This is a genomic window from Pedobacter sp. GR22-10 (genome assembly GCF_026239715.1).
Lineage (GTDB): Bacteria > Bacteroidota > Bacteroidia > Sphingobacteriales > Sphingobacteriaceae > Pedobacter.
This window is the reverse complement of the sequence record NZ_JAPIVR010000003.1, coordinates 801,832-820,959: the sequence shown is the minus strand read 5'-3', so window position 1 is coordinate 820,959 and position 19,128 is coordinate 801,832. Positions and strand designations below refer to the sequence as shown.

At 39.4% G+C, this 19,128-nt stretch carries 18 protein-coding genes; 9 read left to right on the top strand and 9 right to left on the bottom strand.

Going from position 1 to position 19,128, the window contains the following annotated elements:
* Positions 1-13: 13 nt before the first annotated feature.
* The 4 genes from OQX64_RS16280 to OQX64_RS16265 form a co-directional block, all read right to left on the bottom strand.
* The gene (locus OQX64_RS16280; protein WP_265819559.1) at positions 14-994 is read right to left on the bottom strand and encodes a DUF6427 family protein; all 981 of its coding nucleotides are present in this window, start codon (positions 992-994) and stop codon (positions 14-16) included.
* Between the two features lie 336 nt (positions 995-1,330).
* Positions 1,331-2,320: a glycosyltransferase family protein gene (locus OQX64_RS16275; protein ID WP_088301056.1), complete on the bottom strand. Its 990-nt coding sequence runs from the start codon at positions 2,318-2,320 to the stop codon at positions 1,331-1,333.
* Positions 2,321-2,341: 21 nt separating this feature from the next.
* Positions 2,342-3,196 (bottom strand): UDP-2,3-diacylglucosamine diphosphatase, encoded by an 855-nt coding sequence (locus OQX64_RS16270; RefSeq protein WP_265819558.1) that lies wholly within the window; start codon positions 3,194-3,196, stop codon positions 2,342-2,344.
* A 486-nt stretch (positions 3,197-3,682) separates the two neighbouring features.
* On the bottom strand, positions 3,683-6,178 hold the full coding sequence (locus tag OQX64_RS16265) for a YfhO family protein (protein ID WP_265819557.1): 2,496 nt from the start codon (positions 6,176-6,178) through the stop codon (positions 3,683-3,685).
* A 128-nt stretch (positions 6,179-6,306) separates the two neighbouring features.
* On the opposite strand from OQX64_RS16265, the gene OQX64_RS16260 reads away from it, so the two are divergent.
* From OQX64_RS16260 to OQX64_RS16235, 6 genes are all read left to right on the top strand, one after another.
* On the top strand, positions 6,307-7,398 hold the full coding sequence (locus OQX64_RS16260) for an alginate lyase family protein (protein ID WP_265819556.1): 1,092 nt from the start codon (positions 6,307-6,309) through the stop codon (positions 7,396-7,398).
* A gap of 50 nt (positions 7,399-7,448) precedes the next feature.
* Entirely contained in the window at positions 7,449-7,955 is a 507-nt protein-coding gene (locus OQX64_RS16255) for a GbsR/MarR family transcriptional regulator (RefSeq protein WP_088301060.1), read from the top strand.
* 146 nt (positions 7,956-8,101) lie between these two features.
* Positions 8,102-8,917: a DUF393 domain-containing protein gene (locus OQX64_RS16250; RefSeq protein ID WP_265819555.1), complete on the top strand. Its 816-nt coding sequence runs from the start codon at positions 8,102-8,104 to the stop codon at positions 8,915-8,917.
* Between the two features lie 2 nt (positions 8,918-8,919).
* A complete protein-coding gene (locus OQX64_RS16245) occupies positions 8,920-9,849 on the top strand; it encodes a TIGR01777 family oxidoreductase (protein ID WP_265819554.1) in 930 nt (309 codons plus the stop codon).
* Between the two features lie 3 nt (positions 9,850-9,852).
* The gene (locus OQX64_RS16240) at positions 9,853-9,990 is read left to right on the top strand and encodes a hypothetical protein (RefSeq protein WP_265819553.1); all 138 of its coding nucleotides are present in this window, start codon (positions 9,853-9,855) and stop codon (positions 9,988-9,990) included.
* 78 nt (positions 9,991-10,068) lie between these two features.
* Positions 10,069-10,311, top strand: a complete 243-nt coding sequence (locus OQX64_RS16235; RefSeq protein ID WP_265819552.1) for a hypothetical protein — start codon at positions 10,069-10,071, stop codon at positions 10,309-10,311.
* A 29-nt stretch (positions 10,312-10,340) separates the two neighbouring features.
* Here OQX64_RS16235 and OQX64_RS16230 read toward each other — a convergent pair whose 3' ends face one another.
* The 5 genes from OQX64_RS16230 to OQX64_RS16210 form a co-directional block, all read right to left on the bottom strand.
* Entirely contained in the window at positions 10,341-10,595 is a 255-nt protein-coding gene (locus tag OQX64_RS16230; RefSeq protein WP_265819551.1) for a DUF4834 family protein, read from the bottom strand.
* A 113-nt stretch (positions 10,596-10,708) separates the two neighbouring features.
* Positions 10,709-10,906, bottom strand: a complete 198-nt coding sequence (locus tag OQX64_RS16225; RefSeq protein ID WP_029281115.1) for a YwbE family protein — start codon at positions 10,904-10,906, stop codon at positions 10,709-10,711.
* A 65-nt stretch (positions 10,907-10,971) separates the two neighbouring features.
* Positions 10,972-13,014: an excinuclease ABC subunit UvrB gene (uvrB, locus tag OQX64_RS16220; RefSeq protein WP_088301064.1), complete on the bottom strand. Its 2,043-nt coding sequence runs from the start codon at positions 13,012-13,014 to the stop codon at positions 10,972-10,974.
* Positions 13,015-13,248: 234 nt separating this feature from the next.
* Entirely contained in the window at positions 13,249-15,624 is a 2,376-nt protein-coding gene (locus OQX64_RS16215; RefSeq protein WP_265819550.1) for a M1 family metallopeptidase, read from the bottom strand.
* Positions 15,625-15,633: 9 nt separating this feature from the next.
* Entirely contained in the window at positions 15,634-16,218 is a 585-nt protein-coding gene (locus OQX64_RS16210; RefSeq protein WP_088301066.1) for a HupE/UreJ family protein, read from the bottom strand.
* Positions 16,219-16,422: 204 nt separating this feature from the next.
* Between OQX64_RS16210 and OQX64_RS16205 the strand changes: the two genes are divergently transcribed.
* From OQX64_RS16205 to upp, 3 genes are all read left to right on the top strand, one after another.
* Complete coding sequence (locus OQX64_RS16205) at positions 16,423-16,929, top strand: DUF6702 family protein (protein WP_265819549.1); 507 nt, start codon at positions 16,423-16,425, stop codon at positions 16,927-16,929.
* A 133-nt stretch (positions 16,930-17,062) separates the two neighbouring features.
* Entirely contained in the window at positions 17,063-18,361 is a 1,299-nt protein-coding gene (locus OQX64_RS16200) for a DUF7033 domain-containing protein (protein WP_265819548.1), read from the top strand.
* A 101-nt stretch (positions 18,362-18,462) separates the two neighbouring features.
* The gene (gene upp / locus OQX64_RS16195; protein WP_265819547.1) at positions 18,463-19,107 is read left to right on the top strand and encodes a uracil phosphoribosyltransferase; all 645 of its coding nucleotides are present in this window, start codon (positions 18,463-18,465) and stop codon (positions 19,105-19,107) included.
* Positions 19,108-19,128 lie beyond the last annotated feature (21 nt).

The following is a 19,128-nucleotide window of genomic DNA, read 5'->3' as shown; positions in this document are numbered from 1 at the left end:
TTGTTAAAAAAGGTTAAACAAAAAGAAAGTACTGTACAGAAAGGATAAATAAAACAAACAGCGTTTCATAAAACCATCTTACCTTGGCATTACTAAAATAATAGGCCAAAAGTACTGCGCCTGGAGGTACAGCCAGTAAAAAATGCCAGGTACGAAAATGAGGCTTAAGGTAAAAACTCGCCCCGGCAACAATAAACATGAAGAACAATAACTGGAAGGCCTTGCGGGTGCTGATAAAACTCCTGAAAAAATTTTCGCGAAGTTGTAACGATGCCAGAATAATAATAATGGTAACGGGAATAAGCACCAGGTAATCGTTGTAATTAATTTTAAACACGGATGGAAATTTACTGCCTAATGGCCTCCAGATCTGGTAAAAAGAGCCAATGTTATTGTTCCAGTAATAAAATACAGCCAGGAAAAAAAAGATCGTAATAAAGCCCACCAAACCGGCTACCCATTCGCGCCAGTTAAATGATCTGAAAAGCAAAAGTGCCAGAAAAATGAGCAGCAGCATAGCCATAAACGGGAAATAAACTAGGGTGCCCACACCAATGATCATCCCAATATCAAAAACGGTTGTGATTGAATTTGCGCTTTTATTCAGCTTCAGAAATTTATCAATCAGCCAGATCAGCAAAAAATTGGTGATTAATGCCGGACTTAAAACCATAAATGGCATAAATAAACTGGTACCTGTAACATACATTAAAGCAGGCAAAAAACTGGGCTTTGAAAGCAGGTTATGGTTATTCGTAACACGGTTAAATATTAAGGCCTGGATAAAAACAAGCATTGTGGCAAAAAAGATATTTGCAGCCGGTGAAAGTGCCTGATCTAGATCTACATGAATCAGCAATCTTGCAAAAGGCTCGAGAAAATCAAAATTTAACTGGCCCGGCAACTCATAAAATATCGCTATACGCATAAAAAACGTATAAGCTAACAATAAGATGAGGTTAATGGGATTTAGCTTTCTAAACTGATTAATCATGCCTTTTTCAAAGAGGTGCAAAGTAAAGAAAATAATTTAAGAAAGATTAAAGCGAAAAGACTAAAGCTTAAAGACCAGGCAGAAAGCTTAAGCTTTGCTTTGCAGTTTAATAACACTCCGGCTTACATTAACTTATATGTATTATATGGTCAAAAAATAAGACTATAGCTTAATCACAACTGCGCAAAGCTTTTCGCTTTGGAATAAAAAATCTTTATTTATTAGGAATTAACTGCAGTGTTTTAAGTAGCTAAATGTTTAACCACCTGAAATACCTCAGCATTTCACTATAAAAGAACCTGATAGACTCAGGACTTTACACACATCCCATTTGAATTAAACCCTTGCATATTTTTTTACCATATCATCAATAATCCGGGCTGTTTCATCCGGAAAATCAAATTCATGTTTTTGAGGGTTTGCCACCCAATCCTTTATAATGGGCAACCAGTTATCAGAACTCCCCCAGATTACAGGCAGACCAAATTGTTTCAATGCATAAGCATTACACTGCTGCTCAAACTGAAAGCGCATGGGTGCCACCAATAATTTTTTCTTTAAATAGAGTGCTTCAGAAGGCCCTTCAAATCCGCCCCCGGTAAACAAACCTTCACAGGTAGCCAGACTCTTGTTGAATTTTTCATTGTTCACCGGTTCTACACATACATTTCCTTCCTGATAGGCCACTTTACTATGCTTGGAAAAAACTTCCCATTTTACCTCTGGCAGTTGCATAAAAAGCTTCACCAGTCGTTTATCATCTATAGCAGGCAAGTAAACAGTATAATGGCCCAGGTTCTCCGTTTTCATGGCCCTGATTTCAGACCGGATCACCGGTGTATGAATAAAGCTGTCATACCGATCAAAATGAAAACCAATGTGGTATTTTGTGGGTGCGTACCGACTCAAAATTAACTTACCCCAATCCAATGTTTTCGGGCGGGGAACTTTTTTAGATTTAAATGCCGCCTGATGGCTTAGTGACACACAATCAATTCCCTGAAGTTTACAGGCCCATGCGCTTACAGGCTCAAAATCATTCACAATCAGGTTATAATCTTTTAAGGGCAGCTGCTTCATGTCTTTTCTGAAACGAAAAAGGTTCATACTCAGCCAGGTTTTGAAATGGTCTACACCACCTTTTTTGCCAAAGATAAAACTGAAACCATGAAGCTGGTATTTCACCGGCTGACTCAGCTTTACATCTGCCTGTGTGCCACTCACCAGAATATCAAGTTCGCCATATTGTTGCAGCAATGGAATAATTTCCCTGGCACGGCTAATATGTCCGTTACCAGTTCCCTGTATGGCATAAAGTATTTTCATTTAAGCCCTAATATCTCAAAATTATTGGGCAATTTCATATTTTATATGTTGCAAAAGAATATTTACATCCAGCTTGCTCTTCAAATCTTCTGAATCTGAGAGGATTCCATCATCTGTTTCGTCTTTTATAAACTCTTTATGATCATACTTAAAAACCGTCCAGTTTTGATCCTGATACTCTAAAGCGGTGAGGCTTTCTACCCAATCTCCACTATTCAGATAAGTTACCGTTCCGTTTTCCATTGTAATATTACGCTTTTCAGCCTGATGGATATGACCGCAAACCACATATTCATAACCCTTTTCAATAGCCAGCTCGGCCGCAGTTTGTTCAAAGCTATTGATAAACTTTACGGCGTCCTTAAATCTCGCCTTGATCTTTTTTGAAAAGCTCATTTTTTCTCTTCCAAAGGCTGTGAGTACCCAATTTACAAAGCTGTTAATCAGGATCAGACTGTCGTAACCAACTGCGCCCATTTTCGCCAGCCATTTAGAGTGCTGCATGGTCACATCAAAAACATCACCATGGAAAAACCAGGCTTTCTTGCCATCCAGCTCCATAATGAGTTTGTTTTGCAGGTGAAATGTACCCATTTCCATACCGTCAAATTTACGCAGCATTTCATCATGATTTCCGGTAAGGTAATGAACCTGCACGCCTTCAGAAACGAATTTCATTAATTTACGAACAACTTTCATGTGCGATTCCGGCCAGTAGCGTTTGCTGAACTGCCAGATATCTATAATATCACCATTTAAGATAAGTGTTTTGGGCTTAATACTCTTTAAGTACTTTAACAGTTCTTTGGCATGGCAGCCATAGGTGCCCAAATGCACATCGGATATTACGACTACATCAACATTTCTTTTGTTCATAAACTAAATTTTGGGGGGACAAATGCTATTACCGCTTTAAAAAAGCAGTTCAGATATAAAAAAACTGCCCTACCAGTCTTCTTCCTCATCAAGCTTTACCTCGAAAGGGCTAAAGAAATAAAGTACAATTATGAGCAGGCATACGGCGAAGAATAATTCTAGCATATCATCTGGTTTTACATTACAAAGGTAAGACACTGTCTATCAACCAAATGTTACGTGATTGTTAAATTTTATTACAAGCGTGATTCAATGTTATTTGACCATTAGTTGGCTAACCTGGCTTAAACCTTTTATGCTACATAAACTGAAGCAGCGGAAGAGATCTGATCCATACAGGTTAAGACAGCTTTGCCTTCTGCGCTGAAGGCGGTAGCAGGCTGGAAATTGAAATAAGTTAGAACAACTTGCTATCCAGACTTAAACCAATAAAAAAACCCCGCATGATTGGAATCAAGCGGGGGTATAGTTTTATCAGAGCCTATGTTAAACTTTAACCGCTTTCTTTTTCTTTTTTTCTTCTGTGTAAAATCCAAAGCCTAAGCCAGCCAATAACAGGATTGATCCTGCCAAGGATATTTTCTCACCAGTATAGTATGAAGTTGGATGAAAAATGAATTCAAGCTTGTGGTTACCTGCTTCCAGCTGTGCCGCACGTAAAACGTAATCTGCCCTGAAATAGGGTTTTTCTACACCATCAATATACATTTTCCAGCCTTTATTGTAATAAATTTCAGAAAAAACAGCCACGACATCTTTAGCTGTTGAATATTCATAAGTGAGATGATCAGGATGATAATCAGTGAGCTTGATAAAGCCTCCCTGTCCGTTCCCTAAAATTTTACTATCGATCAAAGCTTTAAAGCTTTCATCTACAATAGCCTCTTTCTTCGCATCGAAACTGCTGATGGCTTTCATTTCTTGATCGGCATTCTTTACAAACTGAACGCTTTCTACAAACCAGGCGTTGCCCGCAGCGGTAGGATTACGCTGCATTTTATATGATCCGTTCTGCGGATCCTGTGTGATGATATACTTCGTATTCAACATATCCAGCACATCCTGATTGATACTTTTAGTCATTTGATGATCAACCAATTCCTGAAAACGCTTTAATCTTGCTGAATGGAAACCACCAACCGTCTTATGGAAGTATGATGTTTCGGCACTTTTGAACGGATCGCCAAGCGACAAATCAAAAACCCTGAAATTCGGATCTTTATCTGCAGAGATAAAATTATCTACGTCCCTCGCCTGATAGTGGTTTGCCAGATCGGTTTTGCTCACAAAATTCTGGCTATTCAGGTAGCGACGGTCAACTTGCCATAAATCGATTAAAACAAACAATGCTAATAAGCCAAAAACCAATTGCATGTTCATTTTTTTAGTAATAAAAGCCCATGTTAAACCGAAACCGATCACGATGAATAACAATGTACGCCATGCATCAGCACGGGCAAGTGATACACGATCAGCAATAACTCCATTGATAATTTCCATGGCAGCACCTCTATTATTTTGCAGTGCTTGTGTTAACGCATCCAAAACCTGAGGCTGGTTTGCCTGTGTAAAGCTGAAAAATGCAGTTGGAATAATTGCAATGATTAATGATAAACCGCCCGTAATCCCGGCCGACCATGTTAATCGCTTGACTAAATACTTTTGATCATACTTACCTTCCTGTGCTTCCTTAATCGCTAAAACAGCCAGTAACGGAACTAACAAACCTACAACGGCCAAGATTGATTCAACTGCTCTGAATTTGTTATACATGGGCAGATAATCGAAGAAAATGTCTGAGACTAGTGGGAAATTTTGTCCGAATGACAGCAACAATAACAAGATACTACTGCCTAAAATCCACCATTTCCAACGGTGTTGAACGATAAATAAGCCAAATACAAAAAGCAGGCAAATAATGGCACCAAAATAGTAAGGGCCAGAAGTACCCGGTTTATTTCCCCAGTATTGGTTTGTACCCAAATTTTGAGCAACATAGCCGATTACTTGTTTTGGATCAATGCCCTGAAGATTTTTTTCTACTGCTTTATAGGTATTGCTTTCAGGTTTGATCATCTCATCAATACTGCTCGCTCCACCATAAATATTTGGAATCAGGAAGGAGAAGCTTTCTCCTACACCCTGGCTCCATTGATAAGCATATTCCTTATCAAGGCCATTTGCCGGCTCTGCCTTATCCGTTGTTAAATTTGATTTTCCACGAATGGTTTCTTTTCCATACTCATATGTTGTCCATAAAGTACCGGCATTAACTAAAACGGCCAATACCATTCCGGCAACAATAAAACCTATTGACTTGCCGAAAGTAGCCAATTGCTTCGCTTTAAAGGCATGGTAAAACTCAATACAAGCCAAAATGAACAAGGCAATAAATAAATAGTAGGTCATCTGGATATGGTTTGAACGGATCTCCAAAGCCATAAACAATGCGAATAAACTTCCTCCAACCAAATATCGTCCTCTTAAGGTTAAAATGATTGCAGCTAAAATAGGAGCGAAGAATCCAATCGCTAATGCTTTATTACTATGACCGGCAGCTATAATGATAAAATTGTATGACGTAAAAGCAAAAGCTATCGCTCCCGCTGCTGCAAGCCATGGATTGATTTTGAGTACGCAGAAAAGAAGATAAGCGCCCAATAAGTATAACACGACTGTTCCAACCGGATCAGGAAATACACCTTTAATGACATCAATACCATAAGTAGTAATGTTTAATGGATATTGCACCCAGATTTGATAAGCTGGCATACCACCAAACATCTGGTTTGTCCATAGCGGCCCTTTACCTGTTGCCGCCTTTACATCCATAATTTCTTTTTGCATGGCTTTCGCTTGCAAAACATCACCTTGCTGTGGTGCTTTACCCTGTAAAACAGGACTGAAGTAGGCAAAAGTGATGACTACAAAAATTGCTATGATGGCTAAATGGATGCCATTTTTGTTAAACCAGTTATTCATTAAGGTTTGTTTATGTTTAAAGGAATGTCAAAAATAAAAATTTGGTCCGTATAAAAAAGGAATAAATTAAATGTGAGCAGAATAAAAAATTAGTTTTGTGAAATCAAAACTGCAAATGAAGCCACCTTATGAGAAGAAAATTTGTGTTTACCGTATTGCTATTCGCCACATATTCGATTACCAAAGCGCAAATAGTGAGTTTAAATAATGAGGAGATCAACATTTTAAAAACCCAGATTTCCAATGCGCCTGCGGCAAAGAAAATATATGCCGGCTTTCAGAAATCTGCAAAGCAGTATTTAAACGAACAACCTGATCCTATTGATACCATCAGGACTGAAGGCTTACTTAAAGGCAATCCAAAAAAGGAGAAGTCAAAACTGGCACTGGCAGATATGCCTAAAATGTATGCATTGGCACTCCAGTACCGGCTTACCGGCAATCAGACTTTCCTGAATCAATGTACTTCATTTTTAAGTGCGTGGGCTAAAATCAATCATTCCGGTGGCGATCCGATTGATGACACCAATCTGGATAAGGCTATTGAAGCCTATGATCTGATCAAAAACAATATGGCCAGGGGCGATAAAAAAATCATCGACAAATGGTTAAGTGAAACCGCCAGTGCAGAAATTAACAGTAAACGCATGAAACCTGGTAAAGCCACGGCCATTAATAACTGGAATGCGCACCGGCTAAAAGTAGTGGGTGAGATTGGATATGCTTTAAACAACCACGAATTCATTAGCTGGACGATAGATCAGTTAAAAAGTCACATTAGTATTAATTTATATCCTGACGGAAGCAGCCTGGATTTTAAGCAAAGAGATGCCCTGCACTATCACCTTTATGATCTGGAACCCTTACTTAAGCTCGCCATTATGATTAACCGCGGAGAAGGCACCAACTTCTATACTTATTTGTCTCCAAATGGATCTTCCATTAAAAAGTCTGTAGACTGGCTTATTCCGTATATAAAGGGCGATAAAAAGCATGAGGAATATGTGAATACAACCGTTAAGTTTGATCATGATCGAGCCAAGAATAATGAACCGGGTTTTGCAGCCGGAACATTATTTGCACCTCAACTGGCTATACCGCTTTTAAAATCAGTAATTTACTTTGATCATGCCCAACAAGACTTATTAAATCAGCTATTGAATGGACAATCGGATATAAACCAAATAACTGATAAAATTAAAGCGGGAAATATAAAATAAATAAACTTTCAATAATTTTTGAAAGTTTGATAATATTATTATCTTTGTTTATGGAATTAGCAGCAGCAAAACTAAAATTTATAGAAGCCTGGGGAAAATTGGGTTCCGAATGGGGAATTAACCGTACCATGGCACAGGTGCACGCGCTTTTGCTGATCTCGCCTGAAGCATTGACCACTGAAGAAATTATGGAAAACCTGAGTATTTCCAGGGGAAACGCCAATATGACGCTCAGGGACCTGATCGGATGGGGACTAATAGAAAAGCAACATAAGGCAGGAGAACGCAAAGAGTATTTTTTTGCGGATAAAGATGTTTGGAATATTGCCCGACAGGTAGCCAAAGAAAGGAAAAAAAGAGAACTGGAGCCGGTTCTTAAAGTATTAAATGAACTGTCTGCTGTTACAGGCAACGAGAAAGACCCGGAACTGATCACATTTAAGAAATCAGTGGCTGACATTAATAAACTGGCCGGTAATGTTGATAAAACGCTGGAGACCATGTTAAAAGCGGAAGAAAGCTGGTTCTGGGGATCGGTGTTGAAAGTATTTAAATAGGAGGAGGAAGTACCAAGTGACGAGATTTAAGTATCAAAACCGCCGATGGTAAACCCTATAGCGTAAAGCATAAGCCTTATATCTTATATGGCTTTATTTTTTAAGCATAATTTTCATTTATTACTGAAAGTTTAAACACAAAAGAAATGAAAACACTTCAAAATCATATCATTTTATTTGACGATGAGTGTCCCATGTGTCAGGTTTACACCAAAGCATTTGTTAAAACCGGCATGTTGCCAGAAAACGGCAGGACATCTTATCAGCAAATTCCTGAATCAATTTGTCCGCTGGTAGACCGTCAGCGTGCGGCAAATGAAATCGCCATGGTGAATACAGAAAATGGTGAAGTGACTTATGGAATAGAAAGCTTGTTTAAAGTTATCGGAAATGCACTGCCCATATTCAGGCCATTGTTTGCGTTTAAACCTTTCATCTATATGATGACTAAGTTGTATGCTTTTATTTCCTACAACAGAAAGGTGATTATTCCGGCAGCAATTCTGCCCAATACCATCCAACCCACTTTTAAAATAGCTTACCGTATGACATACCTGCTGTTTACATGGTTAGCTACCGCTTATATCCTTACCGCTTATGCGCATTTACTTACCGGTTATGTTCCTATAGGCGGAGAATACCGGGAATATTTTATTTGTGGCGGTCAGATGGTTTTTCAGGGCATAATAATATTTTTCTATAAGAGAGCTAAACTTTGGGATTACCTCGGAAATATGATGACGATATCCTTTGCGGGATCAATCTTACTCATGCCTGTACTCCTCGCCAGTCATTTCGTTGACCTTCACCCTGTAATCTATATACTTTATTTTCTGTTTGTTGCCGGACTAATGTTTCTGGAACACATCAGAAGAAGTAAATTGTTAAAACTTGGCTGGTTATTGAGCATCACCTGGGCGATTTATCGCCTGATTATTTTAGGATTAATCTTTTATATTTAGAAATGATGAATGATCTGAAAATTATTTTAGCAGGAGGAAACGGGTACCTCGGAGGTTTACTCGCCAAACACTTCAGTGAAATCGCTGAAAAGGTAATTATTCTAGCCAGAAAACCTCAGGCACAAAATGGAAATATCACCACTGTACTTTGGGATGGAAAAACTACAGATAGCTGGGTTGAAGAACTGGAGGGAGCCGACTTACTGATTAATTTATGCGGAAAAAACGTAAACTGTCGTTACACACAAAAAAACCAGCAGGAGATTATCAATTCAAGAGTGCTACCCACCCGTTTATTGGGAAATACAATTAAAAACCTAATAAAGCCCCCTAAACTCTGGATCAATGTGACGTCTTCCACCATTTACAGGCATGCTGAAGATCATCCGCAGGATGAATATACCGGAGAAATCGGCAGTGGATTTTCTATTGATGTATGCAAAGCCTGGGAAAATTCTTTTTTCGAAACAGAATTGCCTCAAACCAGGAGAGTAGCTTTAAGAATGGGCATAGTACTTGGCAAAACTGATGGTGCTTTTCCGAGGTTACTAAACCTGGTTAAATTTGGATTAGGCGGAAGACAGGGTGATGGAAAACAGTATGTAAACTGGGTACATGAGCAGGATGCCATCCGTGCGATAGCTTGGTTATTTAATCAGGAACAAATCAGTGGGATAGTGAATTGTACGGCACCCCATGCCGTTACCAACGAAGTATTGATGCAAAGCATTAGAAAGGCTTACGGGATTCCGTTTGGTTTGCCCACACCGGCTTGGCTGCTATCTATTGGTGCGGCAATTATCGGGACAGAAACAGAACTCATTTTAAAAAGCAGATGGGTTAAGCCAGCCATTTTACTGGAACATGGATTTGAATTTCAATATGGCACAATTGACGAAGCCATACAGGATATTTTAAGTTTAAGGCTATAAAATATGGCTGTTATCATTCTTAAAACACAGATCGCAGCCCCTATAGAAAAATGCTTTGATCTTTCCCGAAGCATTGACCTGCACCTGAAGTCGATGCAACATAAGGATGAAAGGGCAATTGATGGCAGAACTTCGGGATGAATCGGATTCCATGAAACGGTAACCTGGAAGGCCAGACATTTTAGAATCCTATTCCGGATGACAGTTAAAATAACAGAGATGAAATACCCTGATCATTTCACAGATAAGCTGGTTACAGGCCCTTTCAGTAAGTTCCATCACCAGCACCGCTTCCAATCGGCCTGCGGTAAAACAGAAATGACTGATAGGCTTGAATTTGTTTCACCTTTCGGCTTATGGGGGCGATTGGCCGATTGGCTATTTCTGAAAAAGTACCTGCGGAAATTATTATTGGAGCGAAATAAAATGATCCGCCTGGAAGCTGAACGTGCATTAAACTAAAAACCCTGAAGCAGGTTCAGGGTTTAATGTTATTGTTTAACTTCTTCGTAATCTACAAAATCACCAAGTTTATCGGTTTTACCCGTTTGTTTTGGCGGCATGTAATCTATAGAGATCGATCCTTCAGGCTTCGATCGTCTTTGTTGCTGATTTGCCTGGCCGTTTGCCTGTTGCTGCATTTTGCTGGCCAGGTTACTAAAGAGCATAGGCAATATCAACCGGATCAGCATTCTGATGATCCAAAGTACCAATATAGCGATGAAAATGAACTTTATTAATCCCATTCTTTATTTACTGTTATTACAAATATAGACGTATAAGGCTTTATTTTGTTACTTTTTAGGCCTTTGATTGCATTTCAATTACAATAATTAACGCAAACCGGCTAAATAAAGTTTTATTCTGCCACAATCTCTGCCACCCGGCCAACCTGACCGTCATCTAGTCTCACCTTGATGCCGCGTGAATGAAATGCGGATGAAGTGAGTAAATCCTTTACTATGCCATATGTAATATTACCGGATCGTTGATCTTTTTTTAAGATGATTCCTACTTCTAAGCCTGCGTAAATGTCTTTTCTGTTTTGTCCGTTCATTATACTGTGGTTATGTTTGGCAAATTTCTACATTTTGCCAGGAATTTGAAATGTATACAGATATTTTATTTCCCAAATTTTTCAGCAAACATTTTTTCCAGCGCAAACATTTCATCACGGAGTTTTGCTGCCTGTAAAAAGTCCATATCTTTTGCTGCTTTCTGCATGTCCTTTTTAGTGGTATCAATGGCTTTTTGCAATTCGCTTTTACCCATATATTGTACAATCGGATCGGCAGCAATGCTGATTTCAGCATTTTCCACATAAGCCCTGGCTTTGTTATCACTGGCCTTTTGCGAGAAATCTAAAACAGATGTTTGTTCCAGAATCGCTTCACGAGATTTTCCTACGGTTTTTGGCGTAATGCCATGCTCCAGGTTATAGGCAATCTGAATATCCCGGCGACGATTGGTTTCAGAAATCGTTTTTTCCATACTCTCGGTTATTCCGTCGGCATACATAATTACCCTGCCCCGATCATTACGGGCAGCACGGCCAATGGTTTGAATTAAAGATTTTTCTGAACGAAGAAAACCTTCCTTATCAGCATCCAAAATCGCAACTAAAGTAACCTCCGGTAAATCCAGTCCTTCACGAAGCAGGTTAATTCCCACCAATACATCAAATTCTCCTAAACGCAATCCACGCAGAATTTCCACACGCTCTAGAGTTTTAATTTCAGAGTGGATATATCTCGTTTTAATATTGAGCCGATCCAGGTATTTTGTGAGTTCTTCAGCCATGCGCTTGGTTAAAGTAGTGACTAAAATACGTCCGCCATCCTTAATGGTAATGTCGATTTCATCCAGCAGGTCATCCACCTGGTTGATGGCCGGCCTGATTTCAATCACCGGATCCAGTAAACCTGTTGGCCGGATCACCTGTTCTACCACCACACCTTCTGATTTTTCTAGTTCATATTCTGCCGGCGTGGCACTGACGTAAATCGTCTGCGGGGCTAAGGCTTCAAATTCATTAAAGTTAAGTGGCCGATTATCTAGTGCAGCCGGTAAACGAAAGCCGTATTCTACTAATGATAACTTTCTCGACCGGTCACCACCATACATGGCCCTGATTTGCGGTACCGTTACATGACTTTCATCAATTACCATTAAATAATCATCAGGAAAATAATCAAGCAGGCAGAACGGACGCATTCCCGGCGTTCTTCCATCGAAGAAACGGGAGTAATTCTCAATCCCTGAACAATAGCCAAGTTCCTTCATCATTTCAATGTCGAAGTTGGTCCGTTCCTCTAAACGCTTTGCTTCCAGTAAATGCCGATCAGCAATTAACTGATTCTTTCTTATTTCCAGTTCTTCTTGTATGCCCCATATCGACTGATTGAAACGATCCTTTGGAGTGACGAAAAGATTTGCCGGATAAATGGCCATATCTTCCAGTTTTTCAATCGTTTTGCCCGAAACCGGGTCAATGGCAGAAAGCTCCTCAATGTCATCGCCAAAAAAGGAAATGCGATAAGCATGATCCAGATAGGCCGGATAAATATCAACCGTATCACCTTTCACCCTGAACGTACCCCTTTTAAACTCAGTAGTGGTTCTGGAATATAAAATTTCGACCAGGCTATGTAAAAATGCATTACGCGAAATCCTTAAGCCTACACCAAAACGGAACACCATTCTGGAAAAATCTTCCGGGTTACCCATACCATAAATACAGGAAATGGAAGAAACAACGATGATATCTCTCCTACCACTCATTAAAGAGGAGGTAGTACGTAAACGTAGTTTTTCAATCTCTTCGTTAATACTTAAATCTTTTTCAATATAAGTATTGCTTGAGGCGATAAAAGCTTCAGGCTGGTAATAATCATAGTAGGAAACAAAATAATTGACAGAGTTTTCCGGAAAGAAATTTTTAAATTCTCCGTAAAGCTGTGCAGCCAGGGTTTTATTATGACTTAAAATGAGTGTTGGCTTCTGTGTCTGCTCAATGACATTAGCTACAGTAAAGGTTTTTCCGGAACCGGTAACGCCTAATAAAGTTTGATAATGTTCGTTGGCATTTACACCATCAACCAGCTGTTTAATAGCGCCAGGCTGATCTCCTGTAGGCTGATATTCGGATGTGATCTTAAATTTCATGTGTAAATCAAATGTACGATTTTAGGGCTTAACAGTTAAACAGGTAAAAGTCAGGAATGTTTCTTTTATGAAATGATGAGCATTGATGAAGTGACCAAATGATGTAAACCAGAGAAGAAGTAAATATCAGGTGCAATCCTGGAAAGACCTTTCTCTACACAAATAAACAGTACACAAAAAATCCCCGCTGAAATCATTCAGCGAGGATTTTTTATGAAGCAATAACTGTTAATATTACTTACCCGCAGCCACTTTCATTGGGTTTAAGCCCACAGACTGGCCCCTTACCGCACCACCAGCTTTGGCTTTAAAGGTTTTAAATTTGCTTTCTTTTGCTTTTCCACCCCAGGCATTATTGGTGGTATCAATATCTGCCGTTTCACGCAACGGATCTAAGAGGATGGACTCAACCTCCTTATCTTTCACATAAAATTTAGATGTTTTCAATTCGTTATGCCTCCAGATTTGTGCAGGAATCCGATCGATTTCTTTCGTACCGTCTTTGTACGTAAACTCTACAATCACCGGCATCACCAAACCACCTTTATTACTAAAACTCAATTCGTATAAAAACTTGTTTTTATACTGGTCCTGCTCGGCTTCCGGTACGGTTGCCAAAGGCATTCCGGTTTCTACTTTGTTGGTAATTGTGGTATCTATACTCACCAAACCCCTGTCATACTTATAATAAAAATCTTGTGCCGCAGGGTTTTTATCCACATAGAAATTATTTTTTTTCTCTTCACGGTTTCTGATTTTGGAAATATCCTCAAAAGCATTTACAGCAGGTTTATCAATCTTCAACATGCGTGACCTTGCCGCCGGAACATCATTCGGAAAATCGGCCTTTGCAAATTTTACCGTATCGAGTGAGATGTCGCAAGGATCAGTTCCGTAGAACCAGCCTCTCCAGAACCAGTCCAGGTCTTCGCCACTGGCATCTTCCATCGTGCGGAACAAATCAGCTGGTTCAGGATGCTTAAAAGCCCATCTCCTGGCGTATTCTTTAAAAGCATAATCAAATAATTCTCTGCCCATAATCGTTTCACGGAGGATATTTAAACCCGTGGCCGGCTTAGAATAAGCATTGGGACCAAAACGGGCAATGTTCTCTGAATTCGTCATAATGGGTTCCAGCTCATCCTTAGGTAGTTTCATGTAATCTACAATCGTATATGCCGGACCTTTTTTACTTGGAAATTTGTTATCCCAGAGTTCTTCTGTTAAGTATTCCACAAAAGAGTTCAGTCCTTCGTCCATCCAGGTCCACTGGCGCTCATCACTATTGACAATCATTGGAAAGAAGTTGTGCCCAACCTCATGGATAATTACCCCAAGCATACCATTTTTAGTGCTTTCGCTATAGGTTCCGTCAGCATCTGTGCGACCGTAATTAAAACAAATCATTGGATATTCCATTCCGTTTGCAGCTTCAATACTTTGTGCAACGGGATATGGATATGGAATGGTAAAATCAGAATAAGTTTTTATGGTATGCGCTACGGCCCGCGTTGAAAATTTACTATATAAACCGTAGGCTTCCTTACCATAGAAACTCATACACATCACAGTATTATTATTGGCCTGAATTTTTTGCGGCATGGCATCCCAGATGAATTTACGGGAAGCAGTCCAGGCAAAATCACGGACATTATTTGCATTAAACACCCAGGTTTTTTTAGCAGTAGATTTTTTGGTTTCGGCCGTTTTGGCTTCAGCAAGTGTTTGAATTTCTACCGGAGCGGTGGCCGTTTTAGCGGCATTGTACCTGCTTAATTGCGCAGGAGATAACACCGCGCTGTAATTGATACATTCACCAGTAGCTCCTACTAAGTGATCTGCAGGAACAGTCATTTGCACTTTAAAATCACCGAACGTTAATGCAAACTCACCCCGGCCGGTAAACTGGTGGTTTTGCCAGCCCTGGAAATCGCTGTATACACATAAACGCGGGTACCATTGCGTCATGGTGAACAAATAGTTGCCATCTGCCGGAAAATATTCATAACCACCTCGACCGCCAACACTCATTCTATCTGTTATTTTATAATTCCAGTTGATGTTGAAAATAAACTTTTGTCCGGTTTTTAAAGCCACTGGCAAATCAACCCGCATCATGGTTTTATTGACCGTATACTTTAAATTTTTACCCAGGGCATCAGTCAGTTTGGTGATGTTAATGCCATCGCCGTTATCGGCCTGATTACTCAGCCGGTCTAAAGTTTGTGTTGTTCCGTAAGCCGGCATTTTAGTGGCATCCTGATAATTGGCACTTTTACTGGTGCTATGCTCATTTTCATCCAACTGCAACCAGATATAGGTGAGGGGATCAGGCGAATTATTCGTATAAGTAATGGTCTCTGCGCCCGTTAACAACAGGTTTTTTTCATCCAACTCACATTTAATATTGTAATCGGCACGTTGTTGCCAGTATTTTACACCAGGCGCACCACTTGCCGTACGCTGCTCATTCGGTGTAGGTAAAATAGTACCCAATTGCTCAAACTTATTTCCGTGATTACTTCCCGGATTGTTCTGAATGTTTTGAGCAATAGCCAGGCTTCCTGAAAAAAGCAACAGGCCAGATAATGTGAATAGTTTATTAATCATTCTTTTTAGTTAAAAGGGAATTCTCTCTAAAGCCATTTTTAAAGCCAGGCTAAACACGGCTGCTGATATAAACAGAACCCAGCTGATTCTCTTTATTTTGGTATAATTAAAAACGATAAAAGTAGCGGCCAGTATGATTAATACCATAAAAACCTGACCAGCTTCCAACCCGACGTTAAAGCCAAATAAACCCCAGCCAATCTGCTGATCTTTAGCCAGCATCATCCTGATGGAATTGGCAAAACCCATTCCATGCACAAGACCGAAACCCAATGCCAGAAAATAATTGATCCTTACCGCTTCCATTTTAAAATTCCTCCGGAATAAATTACTTAGCGCAGTAATCACAATGGTACAGGGAATTAAAAACTCTACCCATTTGCTTTCAAACCGGATCATATCCAATACACTTAACAGCAGGGTTGCAGAATGGCCAATGGTAAAGGCCGTAACCAGAATTAAAACCTGCTTAATATTGGTATAACTGTAAATGGCTACCAGGGCTAAAATAAAAAGCTGATGATCCAGTGCATCAAGGCTTATAATATGCGCCCAGCCCAACTTAAAGTAAAAGATAAAATCCTGTAACGGCATGAATAACTGGTTAATTATCGGAGCAGTATCATTAAAAATATAAAATTATCTTTTTTACGGCATAAATACATATTAAATACAGAAATTTAGATACCAAATTTGTTACGAACATGATTTGGCACATCAAATACAATAGCGATGATTTGATTAAACACATTATACCGTAACTTTGACTTTAATCATTTGTAATTTAAGATCATTTTCATGCTCAAATTGAAATACTACCTGTTCATGTTATGCTGTATTTGCATCAGTATGGGGGCAGGGTTGAAGCATCCGCTCCATGTGAGTACAACAGAAGTGAATTTTAACCCGAAAGAAAAATCACTGGAAGTTAGCTGCCGCATTTTTACAGATGATTTTGAATCCGTTTTAGCCAAACTCTACCACCAGAAAACAGATCTTTCCGCTCCTGCCATGAAAACAAAAATGGATGATGTGGTGAAGAAATATCTTTTAAGCCACCTTCAAATCAAGGTGAACAATAAACCTGCAGCTTTGCAATATATTGGTTTTGAAATTGACCATGAAGCGACCAATATTTACCTGGAGGTGAACAATCTCTCATCTTTCAAAACGGCTGAGGTAAACAACACTATCCTATACGATCAGTTTGATGATCAGATGAGTATTATCCATATAATCAATGGAAAAACACGTAAAAGCACAAGAGTATTATACCCTGATAAGACTTTTCAGGTAAACTTTTAATGGTATTTTTTGTATTCAATATTAAATAAACGTTAAATTACGTTAACTTTAATATCCCGTTTACATGATTTGTTACTGTGGGAAACACTATTAATAATCTTAATTACACATTATTCAATTTGTTTAAATAAGTATGCATTTAATCGTTTTCTCTGCAGTGCTGACGCCCCGGATAAAATATATCTTTAATTTTATATTTAAGGATATCCTCAGGGCCGAGGTTGAATTTACCGGAAACAGTCAGCATTTTCTGGATAGTGCCCATGCTAAAATCAGCTATGGCCAGGCACCACTTGCTGACGAATTATTTTTCAGTAGTTCTCATTTACTTTTTTCTAATAAAGTAGAAGAATTTAAAATGAAGACAGTGCAGTTTGGTCCATACCAGGTACCCTTTCCTGTAGAAAATTCACTTTTACCCTTTGATGTATTTGCCGCTTCCTTTTTTATCCTGAGCAGATATGAAGAATACCTTTATCAAAAGAAAACCACAGATGATTTCGGGGCCAACAAAAGTTATCAGTTTAAATGGAAAATGCTGGAACGTCCGGTGATAGATGAATGGTCGCTGATGTTAAAAAATATTATCCAGACCAGGTATCCGCAGTTTAAATTTTTTGAAAAGCAGTTTATACAACAGCCCACTATTAATTTTACTGTTCCAGTGAAGATTCCCAGGGGCTTTATTAACAAAACCAGATTTTTTATCAATAGCATTTCCAACAAGGAGAATACGTATCTAAGTGCCGGATTTGATCGTTTAACCGGCCTGGATGTTAACATTAAGCAGGTATTGCCAGAAATTGACATGCATTTGGCGTCAAAATATATTTCGCCTGTTTACTTTATCAGTTTCCCCAATATCCCTGATGATTATATCGGGATAAGTGATCTTTCCAAAATCCTGAACAACGGCACAGTGGGCTTATTAGGGCCCTGCAGCAATAATCAGCAGAAAGTTAGCAACGTTAAGGCAGGTGTATCCAGGCTCAAAAAAATGCTACCGGAGCAAATTAACCTGAGTAGTCAGCAACTGGAAGTACTCAAATTTCCGATATGTTATCTGAACCTCTTAAATAGTGCCGTCATTTCAGATTATTCTATGGGGTATGCAGAAACGCCAGGATTTAGGGCCGGTACCTGCACACCCTTTAGCTGGTACGATCTGCAACTGGAAAAAGTAACCGCCCTAAACGTAAAGTCATATTGCATTACGGATACGGCCCTTGATCAGTTGAACACGGATGAGATTAAAGAAATCATCGGAAACCTTGCCGAATCCGTAAAACTGGTTAAAGGAACACTTTTAAGCAGCTGGAAGCTACGTAGTCTTTCCAATCATCTGAAATATCAGAAACTGAACAAGGGTTTCAGATATTTATTGGAATTTGCCGGCAATCAGGCTCCTGCTTTATTTCAGCAGAAATCATAAATAATCAACTCCAAAAAACAATCAAACGCCTGGTTGGTATCTATAAAAGAGAAATTGATAAATTAGACAGCGATTACCCACGCTTAAATAAACAACCTTCTATGATTTTTGACCTCAGTAAAACTAAATCAGTAGCCAACACCTTTATAGCCGAACTAAGGGACGAAAATATCCAGAAAGATTCCATGCGTTTCCGGAAAAACCTGGAGCGTGTCGGAGAATTTTTTGCTTATGAGATCAGCAAATCGCTGAATTACGTGAGCAGGGAAGTGACCACCCCACTAGGCGTATCGCAATGCGACGTTTTAGCGCAACAACCTGTACTGGCTACCATTTTAAGGGCTGGACTACCTTTGCAACAGGGCTTGTTAAATATCTTCGACCAGGCAGAATGCTGTTTTATATCTGCCTACAGGAAAGTTGAAAAAAGCGGTGATTTTGTCATCCAGATGGACTATATTTCCTCTCCTGATTTAGATGGACGGGTACTGATTATGGCTGACCCTATGTTAGCCACCGGGCAGAGTATGGTGATGTGTTGTAAAGAACTGATCAACCGCTATAAAATTTCGGAACTACATATTGTGGCCGCCATTGCCAGTGCAGAAGGAGTGATGCATGTACGTGCGCACCTCCCGAAGGCCAGACTCTGGCTCGGTGCTATTGATGAAGAAATGACCAGTAAATCTTATATTGTGCCGGGGCTGGGCGATGCAGGAGACCTGGCTTATGGCGAAAAGATTTAATTTTTTAATGTTTCCGGCTTT